The 5,386-nt window shown below is 65.4% G+C and carries 3 protein-coding genes; 1 reads left to right on the forward strand and 2 read right to left on the reverse strand.

The genetic code is table 11. The annotated features are described in order from the left end of the window. Nucleotides 1-95 precede the first annotated feature (95 nt). On the forward strand, nt 96-1,373 hold the full coding sequence (locus VJ307_05175) for an aldehyde dehydrogenase family protein (GenBank protein ID HJX73531.1): 1,278 nt from the start codon (nt 96-98) through the stop codon (nt 1,371-1,373). A gap of 73 nt (nt 1,374-1,446) precedes the next feature. Here VJ307_05175 and VJ307_05180 read toward each other — a convergent pair whose 3' ends face one another. Both VJ307_05180 and VJ307_05185 read right to left on the reverse strand, forming a co-directional pair. Beyond that, nucleotides 1,447-3,897: a hypothetical protein gene (locus VJ307_05180; GenBank protein HJX73532.1), complete on the reverse strand. Its 2,451-nt coding sequence runs from the start codon at nt 3,895-3,897 to the stop codon at nt 1,447-1,449. Between the two features lie 605 nt (nt 3,898-4,502). Next, nucleotides 4,503-5,386 (reverse strand): trypsin-like peptidase domain-containing protein (locus tag VJ307_05185; protein HJX73533.1); only part of this gene is annotated, 884 nt, incomplete at its 5' end.

The following is a 5,386-nucleotide window of genomic DNA, read 5'->3' on the forward strand; positions in this document are numbered from 1 at the left end:
ATCCGGTCGAATCCCCTGTCCCCCTCCTTTACCCGCGATCCACCGTGGTGGCATCATATCGGAGAGAGACATCCCGCAACAAAGGAAAACCACGGATGCGCACATCCTACGAGGAAAGGTACGAAAAGGTGCTCGATCTCGCGGAGGCGATCGGAAAGCGTCGTGGCGAGATCATCGCGCAGGCGGTGCGGGACATCCGGTTCACCGTCCGGGACACCGCGAACGAAGTGGACATCGCGGTCGACCGCCTGAAGATGTACGACGACGCAAGGACCTTCCTGGAAGACAGGCGGCCTCTGGGGGGCGATGGATCGAGCGTCTCCCTCATGCTCTCCTACAACGGCAGCGCGTGGCTCAACACCGCCATCACCTCGATCTGGATGGTGGGAAACCGGGTGGACGTGAAGTTCTCCTCGAAGGGGACCGGGCTCTGCGGCCTCACGGAATCCCTCTACCGCCCGATCTTCGGGGGCGACATCCGCTTCCACCGCGGGAACGGGAAGAGCTTCCTGGAGAGTTCCCTCCGGGACCCTTCCGTTTCCGCGGTCGTCATCTTCGGCTTCGACGAAAACGTCCTTCCGTACGAGGAGGCGTTTCGCCGGACGGGGAAGAAGCTCATCTTCGAGGGGCCGGGGCAGGACCCCTTCATCGTCTTCCCCGATGCGGATCTTCCCCTCGCCCTGTCGGACCTCATGACGGCGAAGTTCATGTACTCGGGGCAGACGTGCACCGCCCCGAAGCGGATCTTCGTCCACCGGTCGGTCTACGAGGAGTTCCTCGACCGGTTCGAGGAGAGAGCGGCGAGACTGGTCGTCGGGAGGCCGGAGGAGGAGCGGACCGACGTCTCCCCGGTGGCGAGCGACCTCGCCGTCGCCCGGATCCGTGCCCAGCTTTCCGACGCCGTGGCGAAGGGAGCGAAGATCGTCCTCGGCGGGAAGATCGAAGGAAACCTCGTCCACCCCACGATCGTGCGGGACGCGACCGACGACATGCTCGGCATGCGCGAGGAGGTCTTCGGCCCCGTGGCGTTCACCTCCCCGTTCGACACGAAGGAGGAAGTGCTCCGGCGGGCGAAGGACCACAAGTACGGTCTTCGGGCCGCCGTCTTCGGGGGAAGGGAGGCGAAGGAAACCGCGGAAGGGCTGGCGGGGGAGACGTATTGCCACCCGGTCCCGGGCTACACGTTCGGGAAATTCGGGACGATCGCCCTCAACCAGACGAGGGCCGAGTCGTGGAAGGGGGCCTTTGTCGTGAAGGCGGTCGGAGGGTACGGCTACTCCGGCTGGATCTGGGAGACGGGAAGCGCCGGCTTCCGGATCAAGCAGGGACCGAAGCTCTTAAGCCTCGAGACGGCCGCGGAGAACGGGAAGTGACGCCGGAGGGGAGAAACTCCCCCTCCGGGGCCCGCCCGATGTTCCGCGCCGCGCGTGCGGCGTGTCCGCCCCATCAGCGTGCCGGCGCGATCCCCCCCTTGCTGTCCCGCAAGTAGGGAAACCACACCAGCGACACCAGGGAAACGGAGATGTCGGTCTTCTTCAACCGGACCTCGCACGCCTCCAGGCTCTCCGCGAGGGGGTCGGTGCCCGCCTTGACCTCTTCGGTCTCCTGGTCCAGAAGCGCCTGGAGGTCGGCAAGCTGCTTCGTTATCGCCTGCACGTTCTCATCGGCCCGGGCGACGTCCTGCGACTCCTTGAGCGTGCGGCCCGCGCCCCGTGCCGTGGTCGCGGCCCTCCCTAGGGTGGACTGGGTGATCGTTTTCCTGCCCGTCAGCGCCGTCAGCAGCGTGGCCCCGAAGGAGATGGCGGTCGAAAGCTTCTGCTGCGTGGACTGGGCCTTTTCCCGCTCCACCGCCTGCTCGGCGCGGCGGATCCTGTCCTGCAGGGTCGCGATCTTGGGCCCGTACTTCTGCCGCAAGCGCTCGACCTGCTGGTCCCGCTTCTCCCGGGCAGACTGCGTGAGCCGGATGCGGAAGTCCCGCTCCGACTCTCCGGGCTCGGAGACAACCCCGAAAGACGGGCTTTTCCACAGTTCCAGCTTCTTGTTCCGGTAGACCCACTCCTTGAAGGCGGTCCCCCACTCCGGGTACCTCTTCGCGTTGGACGCCTCGCGGGGCAGCTCCCCGAAGGAGGAATCCGGGTCATGGGGGAACTTCTCGAGATCGCTCTCCCGGATCTCCGTTTCCCGCGCCTCGTCCCAGTCGACCGGGGAGGGGCCTTCGGAAAATTCGCCCAGCAGGCAGACTTCCTTCCGGGCGGCGACCCCGACTTTCGCGTTGGCGTAATAGACCTTGGCGACTCCCAGCAGCATCGGCTCGTAGTGAACGTCCGCACCCTCCGGCTGAGCGCCGCGGGCCGGGAGGAAATACTGGGGGACTTCGGCGGGAAGCACGGGGCGAGCCGATGCGGGCGCCCGGGAACCCTTTTTTCCCGCCGGCGCCGCGGTTGCGGCGGGGCCGGCCTCCGGGGCCGGCGCGGGCTGCGACGATTTGACCGGGTCCATCAGCTGCTTGATCTGCGTCCGGGTCAGGGGTCCGCGCAGGTACGACATCGCCCACCGGGTCTGGAAGACGACCGGCGCGTCCTCGTGGACGTTGTTCATCAGGAACACCCTCTGCCCCAGCCCGGCGAGGATCTGCTCCATCCGCTTCCGGTCGAACCGGCCTGCGCCGCCGGCCGCCGCCCCCTCGAGGCCGTCCAGCACCCGTTCCTTGTCCCGTTCGGTCTGCAGCCTGCCGAGGAACCACGTCCCCGTGTTCGACAGCCCCTTGTAGTCCAGGTCCACGGGGTTCTGGGTGGCCAGTACGATCCCCAACCCGAACGCGCGCGCCTGCTTGAGCAGCGTCAGCAGGGGGCCCTTCGACGGGGGGTTGGCCACGGGGGGGAAGTATCCGAAGATCTCGTCCATGTAGAACAGCGTCCGGAGGCTGGTCGTGCCCGACTGGGAGCGCATCCACCCCAGTAGCTGGGTGAGGAGGAGGGAGACGAAGAACATCCGCTCCGTGTCGTTCAGGTGGGCGATCGAGAAGATGGAGAGCCTGGGTTTTCCTTCCGCCGTGTAGAACATCCGGTCGATGGAAAGCGGCTCGCCCGAAAGCCAGGCGGAGAACCCGGGCGCGGCAAGGAGGTTGTTGAGCTTCATGGCGAAGGAGAACCGGTCCTTGGAGGGGAAGAAAGACTCGAGGTCGAAGACGCCGATACGGGCCACCGGCGGCGACTGAATCGCCTGGATGAACCCGGCGAGGTCCAGGTCCTGCCCCTGCTTCCAGGCGGTATCGAGGATGGTGGAAAGAAGGATGTGCTCCCTGCTCTGGATGGGATCGGTGGACGTTCCCAGAAGGTTGAGCAGGCTGGACACCGTGGTGCCGATCCGCTCTCCCAACAGTTCGCTGTCGTCCACGACGGCCTTCCCGGGGAAGCCGAACGACTTGAGGATGGAGACGGGCAGGCCCGCGGTGCTCCCCGGCGTGTAGATGGCGAACTCGGCGGACTCCCGAAGCTTGCGGATCCTCGCCCCGTCCTGCCCCCACTCAGCCAGCCCCTTCTTCCAGAGGTCCGCCTGTTTGGCCGCGTACTCCTGCGGGGAGATCCCTTTCCTGCGCGCCTCCTCCTCGTTGATCCAGGGGAGGAAATCGTCGGCCGTAAGGTCAGGGAAGGTCAACAGGAGGTTGGCCAGGTCCCCCTTCGGGTCCACCACGATGGCGGGGATGTTGTCGATCAACGCCTCCTCCAGGAGACCGATGCAAAGCCCCGTTTTCCCGCTCCCCGTCATCCCCACGCAGACCGCATGGGTGACAAGGTCCCGGGAGTCGTAGAGGACGAGGTCCTCCTTCAGCGCATTCTTCGCAAGGTCGAATTCGCGGCCCAGGTAGAAGACTCCCAGCTTCTCGAAATCCTGCACGGCTCCCCTCCTGCGCGGTATTCAGGAAAAACTATACACCAAGTGCCGCGTTTCATGGGCGGGGACACTCCTCTCCCGCATCCCGGAGATGAATCAGGAATGTCCCCGGTGACTATCGAGCCGATCCCATGAGGCGCATCCCCTCCCGGTGCCAGGAGGCGTCGCGGGGGGCTATCGCTCCGCAGCCTCGGAGGGGGGCTCCGTTCGTGGCTCCCACTCCTTCGGCTTGCTGCGCTTTTTCGGCCCCCGCGAAACCCTAAGAACAGGGACGTTCCTTCTAAGAACTCTTCATCCCCTGCGGCGCGCGCGACCATTGTGCACCCCGTTGCGAGGGTCTCTGCGACCGTGGACCCATGGCGCAGCGGGGGGTTCCGCGGAGCGGCCTGTGGAGCGAGGAAAAAATTGCGTCGAGCGGAACGGCAGCGAGCGGTCGCAGGTCGCGAGCGTAGCGAAGCGGAAGCCCCCCGCAAGCCAGGGTCCTTTCCGCCGATGGTGCGAGGGCACATCCCTTCGCACCGGGAGACACGCACGGATATGTTGCCGTATTTATAAAGCGGAGCACTAAGGTGCCCCCGGAAAGGCGATGCCGATTCCGGGGACTCCCCTCAGTAGTCGGAGAGCAGGAACCGGACCCCGTTGTCCTTCAGGAAGGAGACGATCAGCTCGGGATGGATCCCGATCCCCAGGTTGATGCACTGGTCCTCCTCGACCTCCCTCCCGTCCTTTTCCACCCGGGTGACGGTGCCGTAGGCGTAGTTGTCGGTCCTGCTCTGGACGCCCCATATCGTGCCGTTCGCATCCAGGATGGGCCCCCCGCTCTGCCCTTTGAGCCCCGGCGACGATGTCTCCAGGAACTTGATGTCGTATCTCCCGTCGGCGGAATTCCCCGCGTGCAACGTTCTCGTGTAGAGCCCCTCCAACGGAAAGGCGGCGAGTGTGCGAACCGTGGGGCCGAGCTCGAAGGAATTGTTCGCCTCGCGGAACATGGAGTGGACCTTCTGGAAGGGATATCCGATCTTGCACAGGGCCGTCCCGACGCCCAGGTCGTCGGGGGACTTGAAGACCGGGTAGACAGGCCACGCGTTCCGGTCGAACGGCGAAAGCCGCCCGAGGACGAGATCTCCTTCCGGGAGGGGCCGGATGTCGGTGAGCTGGACGCCGTCCATGCCCCACCAGTAGGAGAGGTTGGTGATCCACTTCGGGTTGTCCCTGAGTTTCCGGATCCGGTCGACCTTCTCCGCCGGGAAGACGCCCTCTTCCTGCTCGATCATGTGGATCGTGTGGTAATACTCGATGATTTCCTCCGTGTCCCGCTGGATCCTTCCGTCCGCGGACAGGAGGTGGGCCGCCGTGATGATCCAGCCCTCGTCGTTGATCACGATGAAGGCGCCGCACCCGCAATCGGTGCTCCGGTCGAAATACCGCCTTGAGAACACCACCGGCCTCGTGAAACAGCTCCCCCTCTTGCAGGCGTTCGCGAACATGGGCC

Source organism: Candidatus Deferrimicrobiaceae bacterium, from assembly GCA_035256765.1.
Classification (GTDB): domain Bacteria; phylum Desulfobacterota; class Deferrimicrobia; order Deferrimicrobiales; family Deferrimicrobiaceae; genus CSP1-8.

Coding starts and splice junctions, on each gene's coding strand:
- VJ307_05175 (HJX73531.1), top strand. CDS start 96: ATGCGCACATCCTACGAGGAAAGGTACGAAAAGGTGCTCGATCTCGCG.